The sequence below is a fragment of the Serratia sp. T13T92 genome (assembly GCF_047530105.1).
Lineage (GTDB): Bacteria > Pseudomonadota > Gammaproteobacteria > Enterobacterales > Enterobacteriaceae > Chania > Chania fonticola.
This window is the reverse complement of record NZ_JBLJAK010000004.1, coordinates 161,357-185,626: the sequence shown is the minus strand read 5'-3', so window position 1 is coordinate 185,626 and position 24,270 is coordinate 161,357. Positions and strand designations below refer to the sequence as shown.

Annotated in this window: 19 protein-coding genes; 3 read left to right on the top strand and 16 right to left on the bottom strand. The window is 55.0% G+C overall.

Going from position 1 to position 24,270, the window contains the following annotated elements; translation table 11 throughout:
• Window positions 1-106: 106 nt before the first annotated feature.
• A complete protein-coding gene (locus ACMV5I_RS06985; protein ID WP_121609056.1) occupies window positions 107-1,357 on the bottom strand; it encodes a valine--pyruvate transaminase in 1,251 nt (416 codons plus the stop codon).
• Window positions 1,358-1,491: 134 nt separating this feature from the next.
• Window positions 1,492-3,558: an alpha-amylase gene (locus ACMV5I_RS06980; RefSeq protein WP_414823993.1), complete on the bottom strand. Its 2,067-nt coding sequence runs from the start codon at window positions 3,556-3,558 to the stop codon at window positions 1,492-1,494.
• 187 nt (window positions 3,559-3,745) lie between these two features.
• On the opposite strand from ACMV5I_RS06980, the gene ACMV5I_RS06975 reads away from it, so the two are divergent.
• Window positions 3,746-3,916: a hypothetical protein gene (locus ACMV5I_RS06975; RefSeq protein ID WP_158645272.1), complete on the top strand. Its 171-nt coding sequence runs from the start codon at window positions 3,746-3,748 to the stop codon at window positions 3,914-3,916.
• A 34-nt stretch (window positions 3,917-3,950) separates the two neighbouring features.
• On the opposite strand, the gene ghrB is transcribed toward ACMV5I_RS06975, so the two are convergent.
• The 14 genes from ghrB to ACMV5I_RS06905 form a co-directional block, all read right to left on the bottom strand.
• Window positions 3,951-4,925 (bottom strand): glyoxylate/hydroxypyruvate reductase GhrB, encoded by a 975-nt coding sequence (gene ghrB, locus ACMV5I_RS06970; RefSeq protein WP_024483301.1) that lies wholly within the window; start codon window positions 4,923-4,925, stop codon window positions 3,951-3,953.
• Window positions 4,926-5,006: 81 nt separating this feature from the next.
• Entirely contained in the window at window positions 5,007-6,275 is a 1,269-nt protein-coding gene (locus ACMV5I_RS06965; RefSeq protein ID WP_024483300.1) for an MFS transporter, read from the bottom strand.
• Between the two features lie 122 nt (window positions 6,276-6,397).
• Window positions 6,398-7,345, bottom strand: a complete 948-nt coding sequence (locus ACMV5I_RS06960; protein WP_414823991.1) for a sugar kinase — start codon at window positions 7,343-7,345, stop codon at window positions 6,398-6,400.
• A complete protein-coding gene (locus ACMV5I_RS06955; protein WP_121608231.1) occupies window positions 7,342-8,100 on the bottom strand; it encodes a sugar phosphate isomerase/epimerase family protein in 759 nt (252 codons plus the stop codon). The genes ACMV5I_RS06960 and ACMV5I_RS06955 overlap by 4 nt, the downstream gene beginning before the upstream one ends.
• 434 nt (window positions 8,101-8,534) lie before the next feature.
• A complete protein-coding gene (locus ACMV5I_RS06950) occupies window positions 8,535-9,569 on the bottom strand; it encodes a LacI family DNA-binding transcriptional regulator (RefSeq protein ID WP_414823990.1) in 1,035 nt (344 codons plus the stop codon).
• Between the two features lie 70 nt (window positions 9,570-9,639).
• Window positions 9,640-10,911, bottom strand: a complete 1,272-nt coding sequence (locus ACMV5I_RS06945) for an MFS transporter (RefSeq protein WP_202728231.1) — start codon at window positions 10,909-10,911, stop codon at window positions 9,640-9,642.
• 82 nt (window positions 10,912-10,993) lie between these two features.
• Entirely contained in the window at window positions 10,994-13,120 is a 2,127-nt protein-coding gene (locus tag ACMV5I_RS06940) for an alpha-galactosidase (RefSeq protein WP_414823989.1), read from the bottom strand.
• Between the two features lie 129 nt (window positions 13,121-13,249).
• Complete coding sequence (locus ACMV5I_RS06935; RefSeq protein WP_414823988.1) at window positions 13,250-14,257, bottom strand: substrate-binding domain-containing protein; 1,008 nt, start codon at window positions 14,255-14,257, stop codon at window positions 13,250-13,252.
• 115 nt (window positions 14,258-14,372) lie between these two features.
• Window positions 14,373-15,035 carry an OmpA family lipoprotein gene (locus ACMV5I_RS06930; RefSeq protein WP_202810595.1) on the bottom strand — a complete coding sequence of 221 codons (663 nt, stop codon included), beginning with the start codon at window positions 15,033-15,035 and terminating at the stop codon, window positions 14,373-14,375.
• Window positions 15,036-15,314: 279 nt separating this feature from the next.
• Window positions 15,315-16,751 (bottom strand): 6-phospho-beta-glucosidase, encoded by a 1,437-nt coding sequence (locus ACMV5I_RS06925; RefSeq protein WP_202810594.1) that lies wholly within the window; start codon window positions 16,749-16,751, stop codon window positions 15,315-15,317.
• 26 nt (window positions 16,752-16,777) lie between these two features.
• Window positions 16,778-18,286: a PTS transporter subunit EIIC gene (locus tag ACMV5I_RS06920; RefSeq protein ID WP_024483291.1), complete on the bottom strand. Its 1,509-nt coding sequence runs from the start codon at window positions 18,284-18,286 to the stop codon at window positions 16,778-16,780.
• 176 nt (window positions 18,287-18,462) lie between these two features.
• A complete protein-coding gene (locus ACMV5I_RS06915; protein ID WP_059199249.1) occupies window positions 18,463-19,194 on the bottom strand; it encodes a MurR/RpiR family transcriptional regulator in 732 nt (243 codons plus the stop codon).
• 76 nt (window positions 19,195-19,270) lie between these two features.
• On the bottom strand, window positions 19,271-19,717 hold the full coding sequence (locus ACMV5I_RS06910; RefSeq protein WP_414823987.1) for an N-acetyltransferase: 447 nt from the start codon (window positions 19,715-19,717) through the stop codon (window positions 19,271-19,273).
• Window positions 19,714-20,286 (bottom strand): DNA-3-methyladenine glycosylase I, encoded by a 573-nt coding sequence (locus ACMV5I_RS06905; protein WP_414823986.1) that lies wholly within the window; start codon window positions 20,284-20,286, stop codon window positions 19,714-19,716. The genes ACMV5I_RS06910 and ACMV5I_RS06905 overlap by 4 nt, the downstream gene beginning before the upstream one ends.
• Window positions 20,287-20,527: 241 nt before the next feature.
• On the opposite strand from ACMV5I_RS06905, the gene ACMV5I_RS06900 reads away from it, so the two are divergent.
• Entirely contained in the window at window positions 20,528-22,516 is a 1,989-nt protein-coding gene (locus tag ACMV5I_RS06900) for an autotransporter outer membrane beta-barrel domain-containing protein (protein ID WP_414823985.1), read from the top strand.
• A gap of 813 nt (window positions 22,517-23,329) precedes the next feature.
• Window positions 23,330-24,073 (top strand): helix-turn-helix transcriptional regulator, encoded by a 744-nt coding sequence (locus ACMV5I_RS06895; RefSeq protein WP_284122154.1) that lies wholly within the window; start codon window positions 23,330-23,332, stop codon window positions 24,071-24,073.
• Window positions 24,074-24,270 lie beyond the last annotated feature (197 nt).

Sequence of the window (24,270 nt, the reverse complement as noted above, 5' to 3'; positions counted from 1 at the left end):
ATCTTTTTAATCAATGAGTTAGGTGGGAGTGTTCGATTCCTGTAAATTCCAACGGGCGCAGCATGCAGCGCCCCTACGGTCGATCATGTGTGATCCCAACCCTTAGCTATGCTTCCTGGTGCGCGCGCTCAACTTCTTCGGCCAGGATCATCACGCCACGCTCAATATCTTCCGGATTAGGCACATAGTTCATGCGCATACATTGGTGCGTATGCGGCCATTCATGCTCCAGCCCCGGGAAGAAGTAGTGGCCAGGTACCATCAATACGCCACGCTTTTTCAGCCGTTGATAAAGCAGCTCGGTGGTGATGGGCAGATCCTTGAACCACAGCCAGAGGAAGATAGCCCCTTCCGGCTTATGGATCAGGCAGCGCTCTGGCGACAGGTAACGGCGAATAATGCCGATGGTCTGCTCGACCCGCTGCTTGTAGAACGGGCGGATCACCTCGTTGGATAAACGCAGCAGATCGCCACGCTCAATCATCTCCGTGGCCAGCGCCGGGCCAATGCTGCCTGGGGACAGGCTGATGATGCCGTTCATATTGGTCAGCGCGCTGATGACCTTCTCGTCGGCAATCACGATGCCACAGCGTGAGCCAGGCAGGCCCAGCTTGGACAGGCTCATGCACAGGATGATGTTCGGGTTCCACAACGGCGTGGCTTCGCTGAAGATAATGCCGGGGAACGGCACGCCGTAAGCGTTATCGATCACCAGTGGGATATCACGCTGCTGCGCCAACAGATCGAGCTTCATCAGCTCTTCGTCGGTGATCACGTTGCCGGTCGGGTTGGTAGGGCGCGATACGCAGATCATGCCGATGTCGTCACCGATGTTCAGATGCTCAAAATCGACGTGATACTTGAACTGGCCATCTGGCAGCAGCTCGATATTGGGTTTGGCAGAGACAAACAGCCCTTCATCCAGTCCGGAATCGGCATAGCCAATATATTCTGGCGCCAGCGGGAACAGCACGCGGCGGCGGGTGCCGTCGGCGTAGCGGCCAGCGAACAGGTTAAACAAGTAGAAAAACGCGCTCTGGCTGCCATTTGTCAGTGCAATATTCTGTGGTTCGATCTGCCAGCCAAGCTCTTCTTGCAGCATGGTGGCCAGCGCTTTCAGCAGGGCATCTTTGCCTTGCGGGCCGTCGTAGTTGCACAGTGCCTCGGTCAGCTTGCCCTGATCGAGCATCTCCTGGCACAGCTGTTTGAAGTAGCTGGCCATCTCTGGGATTTGCGCCGGGTTACCGCCGCCAAGCATGATGGCACCTGGCGTGCGCAGGCCTTCATTCAGATCGTCCATCAAGCGGGTGATGCCCGCGTAACGGGTAAATTTGTCGCCGAAAAGTGAAAAATTCATAGCTGCTGCAATATAGTTGTAAGCGGGTAGACGCCCACCATACCGCCAGATAAAAGCGGGTGCAATGCGGCTGATATCTTGCCCGCCGGGCATAGATGTTGCTCGGCGGGCTTTTTACAGCATAACGCGCTGAATTATTGTGACCGATCGCCTGCCCACACCACCATCACCTTATCGCCCCCATGCTGGCGACTAAAGGCATAGTAATGAGGCGTTTGCTGGGATTGCTGCGTACCGGCACCGATTGCCGAGTGGCGCTCGCGGAACTGGCCTAGCCGCTGCCAATGTGCCAACAACGGCGCTTTGGCTCCTTGCAGTTCACCCCAGTTCATATCCGAGCGCGTGCCCTGTAAAGGATCGGAGCCGGTAGGGCCAAACGGCCGGCCGCTCTCATCACCGTAATAAATCTGTACAGCGCCCGGGGCTAATAACAGCAGGTCTGCTGCTCGCTGCTGCAAAGGCAACGAACCTTTGGCATCGCTGGCGAAGAACAGGCGAGTGTCGTGCGAGGAAATATAGCTCAGCACGTTGAAGCCTTGCAGCTTATCCGCCATCTGCTGATAGGTGGCATCGATATTGGAGAAGCAGCCCAGTGCCTGCGAGGCCTGATCCTGAAAATCGAAGTTGATCATTGCATCGAAGCCGTGCTGGTAATAGTCGCTTTTCATCACCCCGTGACCCCAGGCTTCACCGGTCATCCAGAACGGCGCGTTATCCAGCGCCTGCTTGGGATTAGCCGCTTTCCACTCTGCCAGCGCCTTGGTGGCACGCTGCTTTAGCAGGTCCAGCGTGGGTTTATCGACGTGCTTGGCGGTATCAACGCGGAAACCGTCAATGCCGTAGTCGCGCACCCATTGGCTGAGCCAGACCGTTAGATAATCGCGGGTGGTGGCTCCTGGGATTTCGCGCGCGGCGGTATCAGGTTTATGGCGGAAGAACAGCGGTAGGCCGCTGGCTCCTGGCGCTTCAGTTTTGATGTCCGGAAGGAAAGCCAGTGACATGGTCAGATCGTCAAAGCCCGGTGAGTCGTAATCGCCGATATCGGTGCGGATCCAGTTTTTCCCCCACCATTGGCTCCAGCCTGCCTTATCGCTGAAGTTGATGTAGTCGTTAAAGCTGTGCCAGCTCTGGCCAGGCCCTGGTTGCCAATCGCCCCAGTTTTTGCCGAGGGTTTTTGCGGCTTCGTCTCCCTTCAGGTACAGCGAGCCGAACTGAAACTGCTGCATATCGGCCAGCGTGGCATAGCCGACGTGATTGACTACCACGTCAAACAGGATGCGGATCCCACGTTGGTGTGCTTGCTCCACCAGATCACGCAGATCCTGCTCATTGCCCATATTGGCATCAAGCTTGGTCCAGTCCTGATGGTAGTAACCGTGATAGGCATAATGCGGGAAATCCCCTTTGGTACCGCCGCCGACCCAGCCGTGGATCTGCTCCAACGGGGAACTGATCCACAAGGCATTGACCCCCAGCTGTTGCAGATAATCCAGTTTTTTCGTCAACCCGGCGAGGTCGCCGCCGTGGAAGGTGCCGATCTCCTGCATGCCATCGCCGTGGCGGCCATAGCTGTGATCGTTGGCTGGGTTGCCGTTTTCAAAGCGATCGGTCAGCACAAAATAGACCGTGGCGTTGTGCCAGTTGAAAGCCGCCTGTGGCGGCGTATTGGCTGACTCCAGCAATAGCAGACCCCCGCTGTTGGCCGCCGGTTGCAGGGTGACCTGGCCCTGAACCACCGTGGCGGTCTGGCCGGAGTAAAAATCGCGCACCGTTTCGCCTTCGGTAAAGGTGTCCTTCACCGCGATCGTGATCGGCTGGCCATCCCAGCGTTGGCAGGTGCGGGCCACGGCGGCTACGGTTTTTTCTGGTTCGGCCTTCAGGCTGAGCTGCAAGGTGGGTGTGCCACTGCGGGTGTCGATCCGCACCTGATAATCGCCATCGCGAAATAGCCGCCAACTGACCGGCTCGCTATCGCTACAGGGTTGCAGCGACAACGTCTGGTTCAGCTTAACCGTGTCGCTGGGCTGCCAGCACTGTTGGTTCTGATAAAGCCGCAGCGGCAGTTGGCCTTTGGCCAGGGGTGCCTGGCTGGTAAATAAACCGCTGGTGGATTCGCTGAAGGCCGGGAAGCTTTGCAGCGTCCAGTTGGCCAGCGCTGCGGGTGAAAGCAGCATCAGCAGGGGAAGGGTCAGGCGTTTCATGGCTCTCCTTACTCGTGGCAGGAAGCGTTTTTATCGTAGGGTAGCCTAGTGTGCTGTATGGAGAAAAAATCGCCTCATCCCAGGGTAAGAATTTGGGGGCGGAGGGGGAAGGGGGAGAGGTTTGACTATGCGCTGTTGGTTTTTTAATCTGCACTGCGAGGTGTACATTAACCAATGAGGTAAGCCTATGCGTATTGCATCAGTCCAACGTTTCGACGAACAACTTATAGAAATTCAAAAGGCTATTAATGAGGCAGAAAAGGGTGATTTCATATCTGAAGTTGAGATGACTGCTCGTTTTAGCAGGATGGGGGCGATAGTTAGTGATGACATGGAGAATATGGATCAGCTTGATTAGATGCCAGTTGGTAAAAGCTGGCATCTAATCAGGATTACTTGTTCAGCAACTGCGGGTTAACGCAGTTTTCTGTGACCGTACCGGTCAAGGCGGCAATCAGGTTATCCACGGCGCACTCGGCCATGCCGTAGCGAGTCTCATGGGTGGCGGAACCGATATGCGGCAAAGCGACCACGTTGGCCATTTTCAGCAGCGGTGAATCGACCGCGACCGGCTCTTGCTCGAACACATCCAACCCAGCGGCGTGAATGGTGCCGTCTTGTAAGGCTTCAATCAGCGCTTGCTCATCTACCACCGGGCCACGCCCCGCGTTGATCAAAATCCCGCTCTGCTTCATCTTCGCCAGCTGTTCGCGGCCAATCAGATGGAAGGTTTGCTCAGTGAGCGGCAGCGTAATGCACAGGAAGTCCGACTCTGCCAGCAGCGTATCAAGATCGCAGCGGCGTGCATTGAAGCGTTGCTCTGCTTCTTCATGTGTACGGCGCGCGTTGTACAACACCGGCATGCCAAAGCCGAAGTGCGCACGTTGCGCCAGCGCCAGGCCGATGCGGCCCATGCCGAGGATGCCGATGGTTTTATGATGCACGTCAACGCCGTACCAGTCAGGCCCGATGCTGCCCTGCCATTCCCCTGCCTTGACCCGCTCGGCCACCTCGACCACCCGGCGTGCGGTGGCCAACACCAGGCTCATGATGGTATCGGCCACGGTTTCGGTCAGGACGGTTGGGGTATGCATCAACAGCACCCGGTGGGCGTTGAGTGCTTCAACGTCAAAGTTGTCGTAACCGACGGAGACGGTGGACGCCGCACGCAGTTTGGGGGCGCGTTGTAAAAAGGCTTCGTCAATCTTGCCGCCGGAACCGAGGATGCCTTCGGCCTGTTGTAGCGCCTGATCGAAGGCGGCGTTGTCCAGTTGCAGACCGTCAAAGGCATGAACGGTAAAGTGCTGGTCCAGCTTGGCACGAAGGTCGGCAGGAATACTTTTGTACAACACGATTGCAGGCTTCATCAAATAACTCCATCTGGCGAACGAGATGTTCAACATAACATATTGCAGGAGAGTGAAGGGCTGAGCCCCTCACTCGCAAGATTAGGCCACCTGTGGCTGAGCTTCGTTACGAGCAGGCTTGACGATCAGCGTCAGCCCCACCGAGGCCAGCAGCGCGATAGCCATAAACATATAAGAGGCTGCCGGGCTGCCGGTCGCCCCGTTGAGGTAGCCGACAAACCAGGAACCGAAGAAGGAGCCCAGTGCACCCATGCTGTTAATCAGCGCCATGGCACCCCCGGCGACGTTTCTTGGCAGCATCTCTGGAATGATGGCGAAAAACGGGCCGTAAGGCGCATACATGGCCGCTCCGGCGACCACCAGCAGGCCATAGGAGATCCAGAAGTGGTTCGGGCCAATGGCGTAGGAGGCGAAGAAGGCTAGCGCGCCGATCAGCAACAGCGGCCAGACAAACAGCTTACGGTTTTGCATCTTGTCCGACGCCCAGGAAACCACGATCATTGCAATGGTGGCGGCCAGATAAGGTACCGATGACAGCCAGCCCGCTTCAACCATCCCCATCTGCATACCGCTGCGCAGGATCGAAGGCAGCCACAGTACAAAGCCATACACGCCGATGCTCCAGGCAAAATATTGCATGCACAGCAGGATCACGTTGCGCGAGCGGAAGGCTTCGCCGTAGTTGCGTACCGCCTTGATGCCTTTCTGCTCCTCGGCCAGTTGTTGTTGCAACGCCAGCTTTTCCTGATCGCTCAGCCAGCCGACCTGTGAGGGTTTGTCTTTGACCAGCACCCACCAGCAGAATGCCCAGATGACCGCAGGAACCCCTTCGATGATAAACATTTCACGCCAGCCAAAGGCGTGGATCAGGTAGCCGGAAACTACCGACATCCACAGCACCGTGACCGGGTTGCCGAGGATCAGGAAGGTGTTGGCGCGGGAGCGTTCAGACTTGGTAAACCAGTTGCTGATGTAAATCAGCATCGCGGGCATCACCGCCGCCTCTACCACACCAAGGATAAAGCGGATCGCTGCCAGCATCGGGATATTGCTGACCATACCGGTCAGCGAGGCGCAGCCACCCCACAGGATCAAACACCAGAAAATCAGCTTCTTGACGCTGCGGCGTTCGGCGTAGATGGCGCCGGGGATTTGGAAGAAGAAATAGCCGAGGAAAAACAGGGCACCCAGCAGGGATGACATCCCTTTGGTGATGCCAAGATCGTCATTAATCCCGGCGGCAGAGGCAAAGCTAAAGTTGGCACGATCCAGATAGGCCAGGCTGTAGGTGATAAACACGATGGGCATGATGTACCACCAGCGTTTGGCCGCAATAGTTGCTTTAGTCATGTGCAGAACCCTTCAGTGGAGTCTTCTCACCAGCGGTGGCTTGCAGCTATCCGCTGGGGCTTGTGCTCTCCCGGCGTGCCTCGGTTGTAGGGACAGAGGTGGACGCTCATTGGAGCAAATGATTATTCCGCCAGTGCGGCGCGGGTTGGCAGCCCTTCGCTGTCGCCAATAGCCTGGATGGCCAGCGAACCGATCTTGTTGCCGCGTTGTACCGCCTGGAGCAGCGTTTTGCCTTCCAGCAGGGCGCTCAGCGTCCCTACCGCGAAACCGTCTCCGGCACCGACGGTATCTACCACGTTGGTGACTTTGACCGCGGGTACCGCAGCCTGGTCGCCGGCGGCGGTTTTAAACCAGGCACCCTCTGGTCCGGTTTTGATGATCACGGCCTGTACGCCGCGCTCCAGATAGAAATCGGCGATACCTTCTGCGGTGGATTGCCCGGTCAGGATCTGGCCCTCTTTTAACCCCGGCAGCACCCAGTCGGCCGCGCAGGCCAGCTTGTTGAGCTGTTCGATCATCAGCTCCCGGCTAGACCACAGCACCGGGCGCAGGTTGGGGTCGAAGGAGATGGTTTTGCCCAGGGCGCGCATCTCGGCAGCGGCGAAATGGCACAGCTCCAACGACTCGGCAGACAGGGCGGCTGCCACCCCGCTCAGGTGCAGGTGGCGGGCCCCGGCGAAATAGTCGCGGTCAAAATCGGCGGTGGAAAGATGGCTGGCGGCGGAGCCTTTGCGGAAATACTCCACACTGGGATCGGTTCCATCGGTATTTTTAGATTTCAGCTGAAAACCGGTTGGATAGCGGCCATCAACGGTGACCCGCTGGGCATTAACTCCTTCTTTCGCCAACTGTTGCAGGGTAAAGCGGCCAAACGAGTCGTTACCTATCCGGCTGACCCAGCCGACGTTCAGACCTAGGCGGGCCAGCCCGATCGCCACGTTCAGTTCGGCACCGGCGATGCGTTTGGTAAAGCTTTCAACCTCGGCCAGATCGCCAGCTTGCGCTGCGACAAACATCGCCATGGCTTCACCCAGCGTGACGACATCTAAAGAATTTTGCGTGCTCATCATGCCTGCTCCCCGCGTAACATATCCACGTAATGGCGGGTTACCGCCTCCAGATCGCTGCCCTGTAGTGGGAACTCAATGCCGCGTGGCACGTCCTGCGGCAAGCGGGCCAGCACTTCACGCCAGCTACCGTCGGTGTCATCCAGGGCGATGGCGCGCCAGCCGCGTGGGCCAAGGGTTGCGGCTTTAACATGAATATAGCCGACGTGTGCGGCCAGCAGATTGGCGGCGGCCAGGGCGTCTTGCCCCACCCAATGCCAGTTGGCCATGTCGAACGTCATGCCGACCGGCAACTGGCTCGCTTCCACCGCATGGAAAAAGGCGTTCATCAATGACAGGATGCCGCAGTCTGGCGTTTGATCGTTCTCGACCACCAGTTGGGTTGCGGATTGCCCCAGCGCGATTTTTAACTCGGTAAAGTCAAAGCCAGGCTGGTAGTGGCCCAAGGCCAGCTTGAGACGACTGGCTTGCAGGATCTTCGCTTCAGCCAAAAAGGCGGGTAGATTCGGGTTCAGGGTATGCTGTGGTGTAAACAGTGACTCAGGAGCGGAATAGACGGCGGCCAGTTGGTGTTGCTGTAGGGCTTTTGCCAGGGTGGGTAAAGCGTCCAGTTCCTGTGGGGAAAGCAGTTCACGGCGGATTTCCACGCCGTCGGCGCCTGCTTGGGCGATCAGGGGTAATAGTGCCGCCTGACCACCTAGCTGCTGTACCTTGTCGTTGCCGTAGGCGCTGGTTACTACAATAATCTGTTGCTTCATCTTTTGGCTCCTGAGGTGACCTATCACCACCGCGACTGTTGTTGTCACGGTAAATGGAACCGGTTCCATTGGAAAGCAGCAGCATGCAGAACTATGATCGCAATCACGGAGTTGGTTAAAAAACGGCCCCTCACCCCAACCCTCTCCCACAGGGAGAGGGAGCTGATAGCCCCTGCTCTGATGGATGAACGAAGATAATGTCAGCAAAGCTTGAGCTTCCATTTATCCAGGGAGAGTCAACAAATGCACATGATGAGGCACCGTACTTTCAGGCTAACTCGATCGGTCCCCTGTGTGGCGCTGCCAGAGTAAGTGGTGAGTTCGTGCAGTTTCGGAAAGTAGGTAGGAAAAACAACAAAGACAAGGTGTTACGCAAAGCAATCAACGAACTCGATCGGTCCCCTCTCCCTGTGGGAGAGGGTTAGGGTGAGGGGTCAACGCAGGGTGGAGCCACGAACGATCAGCTCACCGGAGAATAGCTGCTCGCTAACGGGAGCATTGAGGCCCTGGATACGCTGCACCAGCAGCTCCAACGCGGCATGCCCTATCTGGTAGGTGGGCTGTTTCAGGGTGGTGATCCCCACCCCGGCCAGTTCGGCCCAATCCAGTTCGTCAAATCCCAGCAGGCCAATATCGTTGCCCCACTGCATGCCCAGGTGGCGCATAGCGCGCGCAACTTGCAGCGTTAGGGCACCGTTGGCAGAGATCACCGCTTTGCGCATGCCGCGATGGCGGGTATTAAAGGTCTGTAATACCGTTGCCAGCTTTTCGGCGTCGTTGAGCCGAGTTTCGGCCTGCTCGGCGGATAAATCGGGATGTTTGGCCATGGTCTGGCGAAAAGCATGCAGACGCTCAAGCCGGGTATTGACGGTGCCAATTGGCTCACTGAGAAACAGGATCGCCTCAAACCCCTGTTGTAACAGATGCTCCGTCGCGGTGGCGGTGGCCTCGTGGTTATTCAGGCCCACCACATCGCAGGCGAAATCGGGAATTTTACGGTCAATAAGCACCATTGGCAGCATCGACTGTTGCAGCATGGAGAGCGCGTCTTCACGCATCCCTACGGCGTTCACCACAATCCCTTCCACCCGGTAGCTGCTCAGCAACTGTAGATAGTGTTGTTCCTGATTGATCTCGTTATTGGTGTTACAGACCAGCAGGGTAAAGCCATGCTGGCGGCAGGCCGCTTCGATACCGCGCATCACGTCGACGGAATAGGGATTGGTGATATCGGCGATGATCAGGCCGATCAGCCGCGTTTGTCCACCCTTCAGGCTTCGTGCCATCTGGCTTGGGCGATAGTCGAGCTGCTGGATCGCGATGTCGATACGTTGCTTGAGGGCGTCGGAGAGCAGGTGCTGTTCACCATTGAGATAGCGCGACACGCTGGTTTTGCCGGTTTGGGCGTGTTTTGCCACATCACTGATGGTGGCGCGCCCTGAGGCACGCGTTGCTTTATCACTGCTCACAGCCAATCTCCCCTGCGGTTCAATGCCAAGGAGACTAACACACCCGGCATCACGCCGGGAATGACCCATGTCAGGAGGTGGCCTCCTGCGCTTTGGCCTGCGGCTGGATTTTCTTGTCGGGGCTGCTGAGGGTGAAGACAGAAATCAGCGTGACACCCAAGGCCAGGCAGCCGAGGATCAGGTAAGTGTCGGCGAACCCCATACGGTCATACAGGCTACCTGCAAAGGCAGAGAGGAAGATGGCGGCCCCCTGTTTGGCAAACTGGAAACCAATCAGATAGATCGTGGCGGAAAGGCGGGTATCAAAGTTGGCGGTGATGTACTTGAAGGAACCGACCAGCAGGAAAGGCACTTCCAGCGCGTGCAGCATTTTCAGCATGATGACTTCCAGTGCCGTTGTGGCAAAGGCGGAGCCAATGATGCGTATGGACATGATGGTACCGGCCAGCAGCAGCGTATTTTTCGCCCCGATGCGGTTAATAATCCACGGCGAGCAGAACATGATCAGCGCATTGGCCAATTCTCCGGCGGTGGTCGCATAACCGAAGACTTCGGTACCGCGCTGGGGCGAGCTGAAGAAGGTTTTGAAGAAGTTGGCAAACTGTTGATCGAACACGTCATAGACGCAGGCGACGCCGACCACATACAGGATGAACATCCACATCTTCGGCATCCTGAACAGCTCTGCCACCATCCTCAGATTGAACTGGCTCTGATTGGCACCCAGCTTGCCCATGACAATGGCGTTAGGATTTTCGCGTGGGTTGGCCAGTATCAGCAGTAGCATCAGTAATACTGCGGCCCCAGATCCCATCCAGAAGACGATATCCGGATTGATATTGAATAACACCCCGGCGGTAGACGCACAGATCCCCCAGCCGAAACAGCCAAACATCCGCGCCTTGCCGTATTCGAAGGCACTTTTGCGGCTGACTCGTTCGATATAAGCCTCAACGGCTCCTGCGCCTCCTGAAAAAGCAAATCCGATATAGGCCCCGCCCACCATGGCTCCGAGCAAGACGTTCATTTTCAACAACGGTGCAAAGACGTAGAGGAAGAAAGGGGCAAAGAAAAACAGCAACAGGGTAATCACCCAAAGCAGATGTTTTTTCAGCCCGAGCTTATCGGAAATAATGCCGAAAATGGGTTGGAATAGAATGGCAAACAGAGACAGGCAGGAAAATACCAGGCCAGTTTCGGTTTTATTCAGCCCGATAACCTCAGACAGCCAGATCGGCAGAAACGGAAAGCAGGTGGCCATAATGAAAAAGTAGAGGAAAAAGAAAGCGCCAAATATCCAGAAGTTACGGTTATTTTTATAGGTACAGACGGTGGCGTTCATGGTGATTGTCCTTCCACGACGAGCTTTGGGTGTGCAGCGGCTCGCCGGGGTGAGCGCTGCACCTGCAAATCTATGGGATAGCTCAGAGCTGTTCCAGGCCGATCAGCATGGCGCTTTCCGGATCCAGTACCGGTAACGCCAGGCCAACCTGTGCCAGCCATTCCCCGCTAACGTCGCAGGGCTGTTTCATCCAGGCGGGTAACTGGCGCATGGTATGGCCGCCCTGCTGTTGGTGAATCAGCGGCGGGGTATCCAGCAGGGTGATGCGGTAACGAGCATCCGGCCTCAACCCTGGAATGCGCAAATTACCCGGCAGTTGGTGATTCGGCATCGTCAACTGGCTGACCAGAATGACAGCTCGCTCCTGTCCTGGGGCAACCACGCCATTAATCTGGGTGCTTGGGTCGTGATGATCGATACGGATAACATCGCCGCTATGTAGCAATGGCCGGAGAGATTTGTGCAACGCCACATAGCGGACGAAACCAAGCTGTTCTGTGTCGCCTTCTTTAACCGGGTCAAGTTCTATACCCATGTGACCGAACAACGCCGTCAGGCCGCGAAAACCGATGCTGTGCTGACGTTCGGTGGCGTGACACCGTCGGTTGCCGATGTGTGAGCCCATCACTTCCGGTGGGAAGAAATAGCTCATGCCACGCTGAATGGTTTGACGTTCCAGCGCGTCGTTGTTGTCGGAGGCCCAGAAGCGGTGGCAGCGTTGCAGGACCTCATAATCGATACGGCCCCCACCGGAGGCGCAGGATTCAAATTCCACCTGCGGGAAGCGTTCCCTCAAGCTATCCAACAGGCGATAGAATTGCTCGGTCTGGGCTGTCAGCGAGGCGCGGCCAAGGTGTGCGGGTTGCACGATCTCGCGGTTCATGTCCCACTTGATGTAGTCGATATCATGATTGCTCAGTAGCCAGTTCATGCGCTCCAGCAGGTATTCGAAGACCTGTGGGTTGCACAAATCGAGCACGTACTGAAAACGCCCGGTAGGTTGCTGATAGCCCGGTAAACCTAACACCCAGTCGGGGTGAGCCCGGAACAGATCGGAATCTGGATTGATCATCTCTGGCTCCACCCAGATACCGAATTCCATGCCTAGTTGTTTAACATGCTCGATCACCGGAGCCAGCCCGTTCGGGTATTTTTTCTCGTCCAGATACCAGTCGCCAAGTGCCGCGCGATCGTGGTCGCGGCCACGGAACCAACCGTCATCAATGATAAAGCGTTCTACGCCAAGTCCGGCCGACTTGGTGGCCATCTGCATGATGTATTCGGGCTGGTGGTCGAAATAGATGCCCTCCCAGGTATTGAGATGCACGGGACGTGGCTTGTGTTCAGGGAAGTGCAGGATATTCTGGCGGACATAACGGTGAAACTGCTGGCTGAGCGCATTCAGACCCGTGCGAGAGCTGGCAGCATACAGCCAAGGCGTACTTAGACTGGCCCCGCCTTCCAGCTCCTGCTCGCCTGGCAGATACAGGGCCTCTGCCTGCAACAGGCGGCGGCCATCGGTTTTTACATCAGCACGCAGACGATGGTTGCCGCTCCAGCCGAGATGGATACCCCAGACCTCCCCCTGTTGCTCGCTGAAGCCACGGCTACCTACCATCATGCCAGGGAAGTATTCATGAGAGCTGCGCCCTCGGCGGTTTTCCTGCAGGTACCCACCATGCTCCAGGGTGACGCGGTGCGGTTGGAACTCGCGGATCCAGCGGCCATGAAACGCCATCACTTCACCAGCACGCTCTGGCAATGGCAGTGTCAACGCCAAGCGGTTAACCCAGTAACGAGCAGCATGGTGATTGATCAACGTATGGCGCATTTTTAGCACGCCGCTGGCGCTGTCCAATTGCAGTTCGCTGCGTAGTTGCAGCCCAGCCTGTGGGTCTTCTGCCAGGATCAGTAACTGGTTGTCCTGATGCGTGATTTCGCTGGTGGTGAACACGGGGGACCAATCGTAGCCGTCGCGATGGCCTTCCACTCCCGGCGAGCCAAACAGACCGCGTCCAGATTCTACCGCCAGCGTCAGCGGCGTATCGACATCCAGCCTGCCGTTGGGCACCGCCCGGCTCAGCGTCAGGATATCTTCCGGCATAAACCCGCTTAAGTGGGGGCCCCAATAGAGAATTTCGGCAAACGGCTGGCAACGAACGATGACGTCGGTCGTGGGGCTGGTTAACCGCACAATGGTGGGTTCCATGTTTTGACTCCTTTACGATCTTTGGCTCAACTCAGTGGCGTCATCATTGATCCGAAACGTTTCGGATTAAAACCTAAACGTTTCGGATCTGTGATCTGGTCGGGCAAAAAACGTCGTTGTTTTAAACGATCAGGAGGTCAGGGGGAGTTCGTCAGGATTGGGTTTTAACACCGGTTGCCACAGTACCTGTAATTTTTGCAGCGGTTCACCACGGATCAGGCCAAGAGTCATTTGTGCGATTTGTTGGCCGACTTCCGCGCGGGTGGCTTGGACGATGGAGGCTACAGGAAGATCGAGCAGGCTTTCCGCTGGTAATCCGTCATATACCACCAGAGAAACCCCACCGGGGCCGAGTTTATCGGCATCACGTAGCGCCATTGCTGCTCCCTCGCCGTGACCATTGCAGTCGGTAATGATTGCCGTCGGCGGATCGGCCAACGCCAATAACGCTTGGGTAGTCAGATAACCCGCACGACGGCTTGGCGTGATACTGCACAGATAATCATCACGTTGTGGCAGTTGGTGGCTGGCCAATCCATCCAGATAACCTTGGCGGCGCTGGCTGATAAACGATTGCTGGTTATTTTCGCCCAGATAGGCAATTTTCCGGTGGCCGAGCGCCACCAGATAGTCCACGGCCATCTGGCTGCCAGCGCGGTTATCAAAGTCAAACCAGGCGTAATCTTTCACCAGCTGGCTGCGGCCGAGCGCCAGAAAGGGGAAGTTAAGCCGCTGTAACTCCTGTAGACGCGGATCGTTATCTAGCGTATGGGCGACAATCAACGCATCAACACGTTTGCTGGCAATCAGGCGAGTAAAGGCATGATGGGGCGCATCATCTGCCACCAGCAGCAGGTCGATCTCGTGGCGTACCAACTCATTGCTGATACAACCGATCATTTCCATCAAGGTAGAGTTACTTAACGTGTAGTTATTGAAGGGGAAAACCAGCCCAACGGCGTCGATTTTGCCCATTTTCAAACGGCGTGCCAGGGTATTGGGGCGATAACCCAAACGCTCTGCCTCAGCCTCTACCCGTTGGCGCGTATCTTGGGCCACGTCGCCGTAGCCATTCAGGGCGCGACTCACGGTGGTAACGGAGAGATCCAATGCTTTGGCAATCGCTTTCAGGGACATATTTCACTCTACAGAAGGTGTTGGGATGCCGGGCGAGAGTAACACAGGCAGAGGAACCGGAGGGAGAGGTGAGGGCAGGAAATGCGAACTGGCGGGGCCAAAGCCCCGCACGGGATTACTGCAGCGGGCTGAGGGTGATCTCAACGCGGCGGTTTTGCGCCTTGCCTGCGGTGGTGCTGTTGGAGGCAATTGGGTTATCCGGGCCGGCACCGATTGAGCGGATGCGGTTGGCGGCGACCCCTTGGGTGATTAGCGCGCTGGCCACACCGTCTGCACGTTGCTGGGACAGCGTCATATTATGCGCGCGGGCCCCGGTGCTATCGGTGTAACCCACCACGTTGACGGCGGTTTTTTCATACTCTTTCAGCACCATCGCCACGCCGGTCAGGGTGTTGGCACCCGCCGGTTTCAGCGTGCTGCTGTCGGTATCGAAGGTCACGTTGTTTGGCATGTTCAGCACGATATTATCGCCCTGACGGGTAACGCTAACGCCGGTGCCTTTCATTTTGTCGCGCAGTTTGGCTTCCTGCACGTCCATGTAGTATCCGGCGCCACCGCCCAATGCGGCACCGGCTGCGGCGCCGATCAGCGCGCCTTTACCACGGTCTTTTTTCGATGAAGAGATCATGCCGATACCGGCACCCAGGGCTGCGCCAACGCCAGCGCCAATACCGGACTTGCCGGCTTCTGACTCCCCGGTGTAAGGGTTGGTGGTACAAGCCGATAGCGTCATGGCAACGGCTACCGCACCAGCAATTATCGCAATGCGTTTTTTCATTGTTAGTTCCTTTAAAAGCAGGGATATCTGCGTGCGCTACTCCAAACTGGAGGCGCTAAATCGTCGGCATTCAGCCGCGAGCCCCAAACGGGCCGCGCAACTATGACGTACCTTTTGGCCAGCAGTTCCGATAAAAATCGTGACAAATTATAAACCTGTAAGCCAGGCAGGAAGGTAGCCGCCAAATCGCCGCTTGGGAACCAGAACAAACTGAATTAATGCAAGATTGGTTGATCTTTAGGACAAAGGGGCGAAGAGTTTCGCCCCGATAAGATGCCGTTAGGCTAACGTTTCGCCATTGCTGGCGATCACGCGGCGATACCAGTCGAAGCTCTGTTTCTTCGAGCGGGCAAAGGTGCCGCTGCCGTCGTCGTGCTTATCTACGTAGATAAAACCGTAGCGCTTACTGTATTGCCCGGTGGTGAAGGACACGCAGTCGATACAGCCCCAGGGGGTAAAGCCCATCAGCTCAACGCCGTCCTCGATCACCGCTTTTTTCATCTGCTCGATGTGCGAACGCAGATAGGCGATGCGGTAATCGTCGTGGATCTGGCCATCGGCCTCGGGCTTATCCAGCGCACCGAAGCCGTTCTCGACGATAAACAGCGGCTTCTGGTAGCGTTCATAGAGGATGTTGAGCGTATAGCGCAGCCCCACCGGATCGATCTGCCAGCCCCAGTCGGACGCTTTCACATAAGGATTCGGCACGCTGCCTTCAAAACCGGCCAGCGCCGTGCCCGTGCCGATGGAGTCCGCCTGCACCGCGTTACTCATGTAGTAGCTCAGGCCGATATAGTCTGCACAACCTTCACGCAGGATCTGCTCATCTTCCGGCTGCATCTGGATGTGGTAACCCTTGCGCTCCCATTCGTGCAGAATGTAGGACGGGTAATAGCCGCGCATATGCACATCGCCAAACAGGAAGCGTTCACGCATCGCCTCTTGCGCATACATCACGTCGTCCGGATTACACGAGAACGGATACAGCGGTACCATGGCGATCATGCAGCCAATCTGCAGGGCCGGGTTGATGGCATGCCCCAGTTTGACCACCTGCGCGCTGGCGACAAACTGATGGTGCAGCACCTGGTACATGCACTCTTCCGGGTTCGGTTCCTGGGTGAAAATCACCCCTGAACAGCAGTAGCCGAACAGCGGGGTCTTCCAGTTGCGCTGGTTGTTGATCTCGTTGAAGGTCATCCAGTACTTCACTTTGTGCTGGTAACGGGAGATGACCACCTGGCTAAAGCGCACAAAGAAATCGACGACCTTGCGGTTTTTCCAGCCGCCATACTCTTTCACCAGATGCCATGGCATCTCGAAATGGGAAAGGGTGATCACCGGCTCAATGCCGTATTTCAGCAACTCGTCAAACAGGTTGTCGTAGAACTGTAATCCTTCCTCGTTCGGCTCCAGCTCATCCCCTAGCGGGAAGATGCGCGACCAGGCAATTGAGGTGCGGAAGCACTTGAAGCCCATTTCGGCAAACAGCGCGATATCGCCTTGATAACGGTGATAGAAGTCCACTGCGTCGTGGTTGGCGTAGAGGTAGCCTGGTTCAATGCCGTCGGTGATCACGCGATCGACGCCGTGGGCACCGCTGGACAGCACATCGACGATGCTTGGGCCTTTACCGCCCTGATCCCAGCCGCCTTCAACCTGGTGCGCCGCGACTGCGCCGCCCCACAGGAAATCATCCGGTAACTGTTTTTTCATAACTTTGCTTCTCTTGGTAGATGAATTTAGGCCATTTCAGGCTTGTTGAGCGGTGCCGTTGGCGCAGGCTGTTCTTCTTTGAAGCCGACGATATAGGTTAGTACCGCACCGAGCACAAATGCCACGCAGATGGACAACAGGAAGCCAAGGAACTGCGGCATATGGCCTTCTTTAAAGAACACCGGCAGCACGGCAATCCCCGGCAGGCAATAGCTCCATGATACCGCGTTGAAGGCTCCGGCAATGGAACCGCCGACCGCACCGGCAACACAGCCGCAAATCATTGGGCGTTTCAGACGCAACGCTACGCCGTAGATGGCGGGCTCCGTGATGCCAAACAGGGCGGTCATGCCCGCAGACAGCGAAACGCGCTTCATCTCCGGGTCTTTGGATTTCAAATAGACGCCCAGCACGGCACCCGCCATGGCAAACACCGGCGAGGCTTGCAGGCCGGTAAAGGTGTCATAACCCAGTGTGGCATAGTTCCCCACGGTGACCGGCGTGATCCCCCAGTGTACGCCCAGCGTGACCAACGGCATCCACAGTGCGCCTACCACCGCTCCGGCAATGGAAGGGCTGAGGTGATACAGCGTGTTATAGACGCCACCGATGGCACCGCCAATCATGTTGCCGATCGGGCCAAAGGCCAGCAGCGTCAGTGGCACCATGATCGCGATACAGAACATCGGCGTGAACAGGTTGCGGATCACCAGCGGCAGGATGCGTTCAAAGAAACGCTGCACATAAGACATGATCCAGACCATCAGGATGATCGGGATCACCGAGGCGGTGTAGCTGAGATACTGCACCGGCATGCCCAGGAAGGTGAGGGGATCGGCATTAATCGGGATACCGGCCACCTCGGCCAGCACCCTGGCAATCTGTGGGTTATTGACGGCTTCCTGCATCAAAGCCTGCATGGCCGGATCGGCAGAGTTCACCAACAGGATTTTATTGGCGGTGAGCATGTTCATATAGTCTGGAGAGACCAGTGCACAGGCCGCGATCACCGCAGTGAACGGATTGACGTTGAATTTTTTCGCGGCGGTGAAGGCTACCATCACCGGCAGGAAGGTGAAACCGGTCCAGGAAACGAAGTTCAGAATACGATAGGTGCCGCTGGCCGGATCCATCCAACCCAAGGCAGCAAACAGCGAAATGAGCCCCTGCAACACCCCGCAGGCTGCCAGCGGATACAGGAAGGGGGCGAAGATGCTGGAGATTATGTCCATCAGGCGGCTGACGATGCCGACGTTCGGCGCGCTGACCGCCACGTTCTCATCCATATTGACCAGTTTGAGCACTTCCCGATAGGCATCGCCGACGTGGTTGCCAATCACCACCTGCAATTGCCCACTGGATTCGATAACGGTAATAACGCCTTTGACGCGTTTCAGCGTGTCTTTATCGGCCTGGCTAGTATCTTTTAAAATAAATCGCAAACGTGTGGCGCAATGTGTGACATTAATCACATTATTATCGCCGCCAATCAGGCGTACGATCTCTTTTGCCGAGTCAGCATAATTAATTGCCATCAACGTAACTCCATCTGTGGGGTACAGAAATATCGGGCTTTATTGTAGCTCTAAGGTGATTTCTAAATGGATAGTAGCAAACGGCAAGGGAATGTCACGATATAACAAAATTGCAGAATAGTGACTTGTCACATGTAAAAAACAGGGTGTTATTTAACGTAATTTAGCTAATGAAATTAATGGCCGAGGCTTTTAGCCAGCTTTTTCCCTATCGCTTCCAACATATACATCACCGGTACCTGGGTAGTGATATCGTATTCGCTGGCAATGCGGATTTGCGGCATGTGGTAAGAGAGGTTAAAGTCCGCCATGCGCGCCAGTGAAGAGGTTTCGCTATTGGTAATGCTGACGATCTTACAGTTATGCAGGCTAAATTGGCTCGCCAGTTTAAGAATTTCCGGCGTTTCTCCGGAAACAGATAAAATAATGGCTACCGCGTTTTTATACATATCACTGCTGATGGGATAATAAGGGTCATCGATATAATTACTGAATTTACCGACGTTAGAGAAAAAACGAGCGCCGTACTTACCTAACGTGCCGGATGTGCCTGCTCCGACAAAGATGATCCGTTCCGCGTTGGCAATGTGTGCTGCCGCATCCGTAATTAACTGTTCAAACTCTTCATTGTTAATACTCTTGAAGAAGCTGACAATTTCACTGACGCCGGAGGTTAGAAGCAGTTTGTCTTCCTGTTCCAGATAGAGTTTAAAGCGAATGCGGAATTCCGAATAGCCGCTGAAATTCATTTTCTTGCAAAAGCGTAATACCGTGGTGGTGGAGACCTTGGCCCCGTCCGCCAGCTCGCGAATGGTCATATACATAACCTTGTCCTTATTTTTGATGACGTAGTTGTACACCATCAATTCAAGACCGTTGAGCTTGGATAAGGCGATATGGGTAAACATGCTGGATCTCGTTGACAAGGTTGGCTGCCAAAGTACCAGAAGCGGGCAGGGATGACAAAGCCCGCCCGCCGCTTCTTCAGGGGTAGCGCAGTTCGGCGGCGGCCCAGTTCATGATCAGCGTATGGGCCTGGGTCTCCTGATTGAACTGGCGTTGTACTTCACTGAACCCAAGCTTGCGGTAAAAGGCGCAGGCCCGCAGATTCTGCTCGTATACCTCCAGGCTCAGCCAGCCGTGCTGTTGCTGCACGTGTTCCATCAGCGCGGCTCCGACGCCTTGGCCGTGGAAGCGCTTATCGACAAACAGCGCGCCTACAAAGCGTTCATCCAGCACGCTGATAAAACCGGCGATCTGCTGGTGGTGCAGATAAACCCAGGTTTTGGCGCGCGGCAGATAGCTTTCACGCACCAACTGGGCGGTTTGCTGCCAATAATCGGCCGCGATAAACGGATGGGCCTGGGTGGTGCTTGCCAGCCACAGCGTCATCAGCGGCTCGATATCGGCCGGAACGGCGGTGCGGATCATGCCTGGCGCTGCTTTGGGTGGCAGAAGCAACCGGTAAGATGATCGTTCACCAGGCCGCTGGCCTGCATAAAGGCATAGCAGGTAGTGGAGCCAATAAACTTAAAGCCGCGCTTTTTCAACGCCTTGGACAGGGCATCGGACTGTTCGGTTTTGGCGGGGACTTCGCCAAGCGCCTGCCAGTGATTGAGCAGAGGCTTGCCGGTGACGAACTGCCAGATAAAGGTGACAAAATCCTCTCCGGCGGTCTCCATCGCCAGATAGGCCTTGGCATTGTTGATAATGGCCTCGATCTTGCCGCGATGGCGGATGATGCCGCTGTCTTGCATCAGCGTTGCCACGTCTTGTTCGGTCATGGCTGCGATGCGCAGCGGATCGAAATTGTGGAAGGCGCGGCGATAGTTTTCACGTTTTTTCAGCACGGTGATCCAGGAAAGACCCGCCTGCTGGCCTTCCAGGCACAGCATTTCGAACAGCTCGCGTGCGTCGGTGGTGGGTACGCCCCATTCCTGGTCATGATACTCAAGATATAGCGGATCGGCGGTAACCCAACCGCAACGTTCGTTGGCCATACGAAGATTCCTTATGCTGTAATTATTTACAGGTAATCATCGCCGTAAGCCGCCCGCTTGGCAACCCTTTGCACGATTTATCGTCAGTTAACTTGACGTTATGTGAATCCCCGCAATATTTACTACATAGCCTTGGTGATAAAGGCCAACAATAAGAATTGGGTATGAGTCACATAGGTTCGACCGTAGGGGCGCTGCATGCTGCGCCCGGTTTACTATTTTGACTCTCAGGAGTCTATTTATGCCTCTGAAAAGACAGGGCAAGCACACCCCAACGGTGCTTGCTGTGGCGTTAGCTTTTTGCCTCAGTGCTACGGCACAGGCTTACGATCAACTTTACGTGTTTGGCGACAGCCTGAGTGATACCGGCAATAACGGCCGCTTCACTTATGACAGTAACCAACATCAGCTGTATGACGAAATACTGGGCCAGCGCATCGGTGCCGCGCTGGTGGCATCCGATAACGGTGGCTACAACTATGCTGCCGGTGGTGGTGTGGCCGTACCGGCGCTAAACCCGGCGGACAACACCGAGGATCAGCTACAAAGCTATCTTGCGAGGGTTAACGGCAGGGCCGACGGCGACGGTTTGTATATTCACTGGATTGGCGGCAACGATCTGGCTGCCGCGGCGATGAATGTGGCAACTGCACCGGAGGTGGCCTATACCAGCGCCTTGGCTGCGGCGACGCAGGTGCACGCTTTACTGAACGCCGGTGCCGGGACGGTGATAGTGCCAACGGTACCGAATATCGGCTCAACCCCGCAATTGATGGAGCTGATTATCCAGCAGGCGCTGGGGCCGGTGCAGGGCGCGGCCATACTGGCGGCGTACGGCAAGCTTAATACTATCGCCACGCCGGATAACGCTTCGCGCCAGCAGGCGATCCATCAGGCTTTAGGTGCCGCTGCACAGCAGGCCAGCAGCAATCCTCTGGTGCAGCAGGCCATTGCTGCCCAACTGAGCGCGGCTTTTGACAGTTTCAGCGCCCAGGCGGCACAGCTTACCGATTTTTATAACCAGAGCGAAGATCGCCTGTTGGCTCAGGGCGGAGGTAATATCGTGCGCGTTGATGTCAACAAACTGTTCAGCGAGGCGATCGCCAATCCGGGCCAGTTTGGTTTTACCAACACTGCCGGTATGGCCTGCCCAGCGGGAGTTTCTTCGGCAGTATGCAGTTCGTCCATGCCAGGCTTTAACAGCGATCAGGCTTATCTGTTTGCCGATCATTTCCACCCCAGCCCGCAGGCTCACCAACTGATCGCCGATTATATTCAGGCGGTATTGGATGGCCCGGCGCAGGCAGTGGCACTCAACCAGGCAACCGCCGCCTTCGCGCGTGATAGCCGTGCTACCCTGGACAGCCGTTTTCAGCAGTTACGCACCAACAGCAATCCGCAGGGGTCGTTGGGCGTATTCGGCGGCTATGCTGGGCAACGCTATGATTATTCAGCCAACATGGTTGCCGGAGATGGTGACGCCACCACGCATAACCTAACGCTGGGCGTGGATTATCAACTGACGGATGAGTGGCTGATAGGGGCGCTGATCTCGGGTTCTAACGATAATCAACAGCCTTCCAGCCGTTACGATTATAAGGCGCGTGGCGTGCTGCTGTCGGCATTCAGCTCCCTGACGCTGTTTGAGCAGGGATGGGTCAATGCCGATTTGCACTATGCCAGCGTGAATTACGACGACATTAACCGCAGTATGCAGCTGGGTTCGCTAACCCGTACAGAAACCGGTGATACCGATGGTAAGCAGTGGGGCGCACGCGTTACTGCGGGGTATGACTTCCCGATCGCTTCGTACCTCACCACCGGGCCGATGGCCCAGTTTGCCTGGGATTACAGCAACGTCTCCGGTTATAGCGAGAATGGCGACAACAGTACGGCCATGCGTTTCAACGATCAGACCTATCATTCGCAGATCGGCGCTGTAGGATGGCGATTGGATAGCCAGCTCGGGGTAGTTAATCCGTACGCGGAGGTGAGCTATCAGCACCAGTTCGGTGATGGCGTTTACCGGGCAGGCGGTGGATTGAAATCGACCCAGACCTCATTCACCCGCGACAGCGCCAGCCAGGATAAAAACTGGATGGATATCACCTTGGGGGCGAATATGCCACTGAGCGATCGGGTGGCGGCGTTTGCGACAGTTTCGCAAACCAGTGGCTTGAGCAGTGGCGAGCAATTTATGTACAACGTGGGGGTCAGTGCGCGTTTTTGAAGGGGGGCTTTAATCCTGATAGCCAGGTGCCAGACGGTTTGGTGCCGGGAAGAATAGGGGGGAGCAGCACTTACCATTATTACGGGATAGCACCCGATATACGGGGGCTGTCAGCCCTGTGCGCCATTGCCTTGCCCAAGCCCTTCACCTGAAAAGTACAGTGTCTGACTGTACTTTAGTATAACTATCATTTGCCCCTAAAAGACTTTATCGTTACGGCATAAGAACAAAAGATTTAAATAAAAAAAACTGATCCCGTTTAAAGGATCAGGAGCCAATTCGGCCAACACCAGGGAAATTTTGTTGTCATTATTATAAATAACAGGTCGTCTGTCAATTGTTCTCTCGCTCGTTAATCAACGAGTGGGAGCGCTTTTGCGTGCCTGAAATATATAAAAAACGTATCAATCTCAGACCCTATCATTAGTTTTTTAGCTTTAACCCAGTATCAACAATCAGAAAGTCAGTTATTATCAGATATGACGTGGTTTTTTTGCCGAATGTTAACATTTTTGGCAAAAAAGCACCCAATTGAAAACACTTCAGCAACTAAAAATTTATCACGCAGACTGTTGTAAACCCGTTATTAACGCAGTGAAAAATCAGGCTTTGATGTCTTGGGGTGAGTGTGGTTAAAAAATCACAGTTATTTCATTAAATATATCAAGCAGTAAAATCATCACGGTGTTATTGATTAAAAAGCTCACGGAATTTTTTTACTCACTATTATTTTTCTGTTTTTTTTATGATAAAATATTACTTCTATGCTGTGCTCTGAAATTTGTAACGGAAATTTCAATAAGGAGACTTTGTGTGTCGAGTTTATTCTTTAATAATGAATTTATTAACTCAGTCATAAAGAGTTATTTGGAAGCGAACTTACGAGAGTATAACAGCATAAAGTACGCTTATGCGATCATGAGCAAAATAAACCCTGCTAATTTCACCATCATTTCCAACAAAACAGAATGGTTTGAGTTTTATACCGCAAATAACTACCAGTTTATCGATCCGGTATTGATTTCCACATCCCGCCGAGTGACACCTTTCGTCTGGGATGAAAATATTAAGAACGGCTCCGGGTTAAAACACCCCAATATTTTTGATATGGCCAAGAACTATAATGTCATCAATGGCTATACGTTTGTGTTGCACGATCACAACAATAATCTGGTGGTGCTGTCTCTTATTATGGATGACGCCTGTGACGAAAATATAGAAGAGATTATCAAAGAGAACCAACATAAACTGCAAATGCTGTTAATCACCGTGCATGATAAATTAACTACACTCTATCACGAACTGAATAACACCAGCGATGATGACCAAATCAACCAAAAAGAGCTATTCTCCAAGCGCGAGAATGAGGTGATTTACTGGGCCAGCATGGGGAAATCCTATCAGGAAATCGCGCTGATTTTGGGGATCAAGCTCACCACCGTAAAATATCATATCGGCAACGTGGTCAAAAAATTAGGCGTTACCAACGCCAAACATGCCATCAGGCTTGGCGTTGAGCTGAAGCTCATCAGGCCGGTGCTTTCCGAGCGGGAATGAGAGTGACCAAGAGCCTCCGGCTTGAACGTATCGATGATCAATGTCGGATGGTGTAGCAGTATTAAACATCACTGCTTAGGCCGACTCTATTCATTGAGGCTTATCACCGGGCTAAATCTCGTTCAGGCAACAACTATCGACTCGATCCCTTCCTAACTGGCCGCGCAGCGCGATTTTTTCACGAAGATTGACACTTG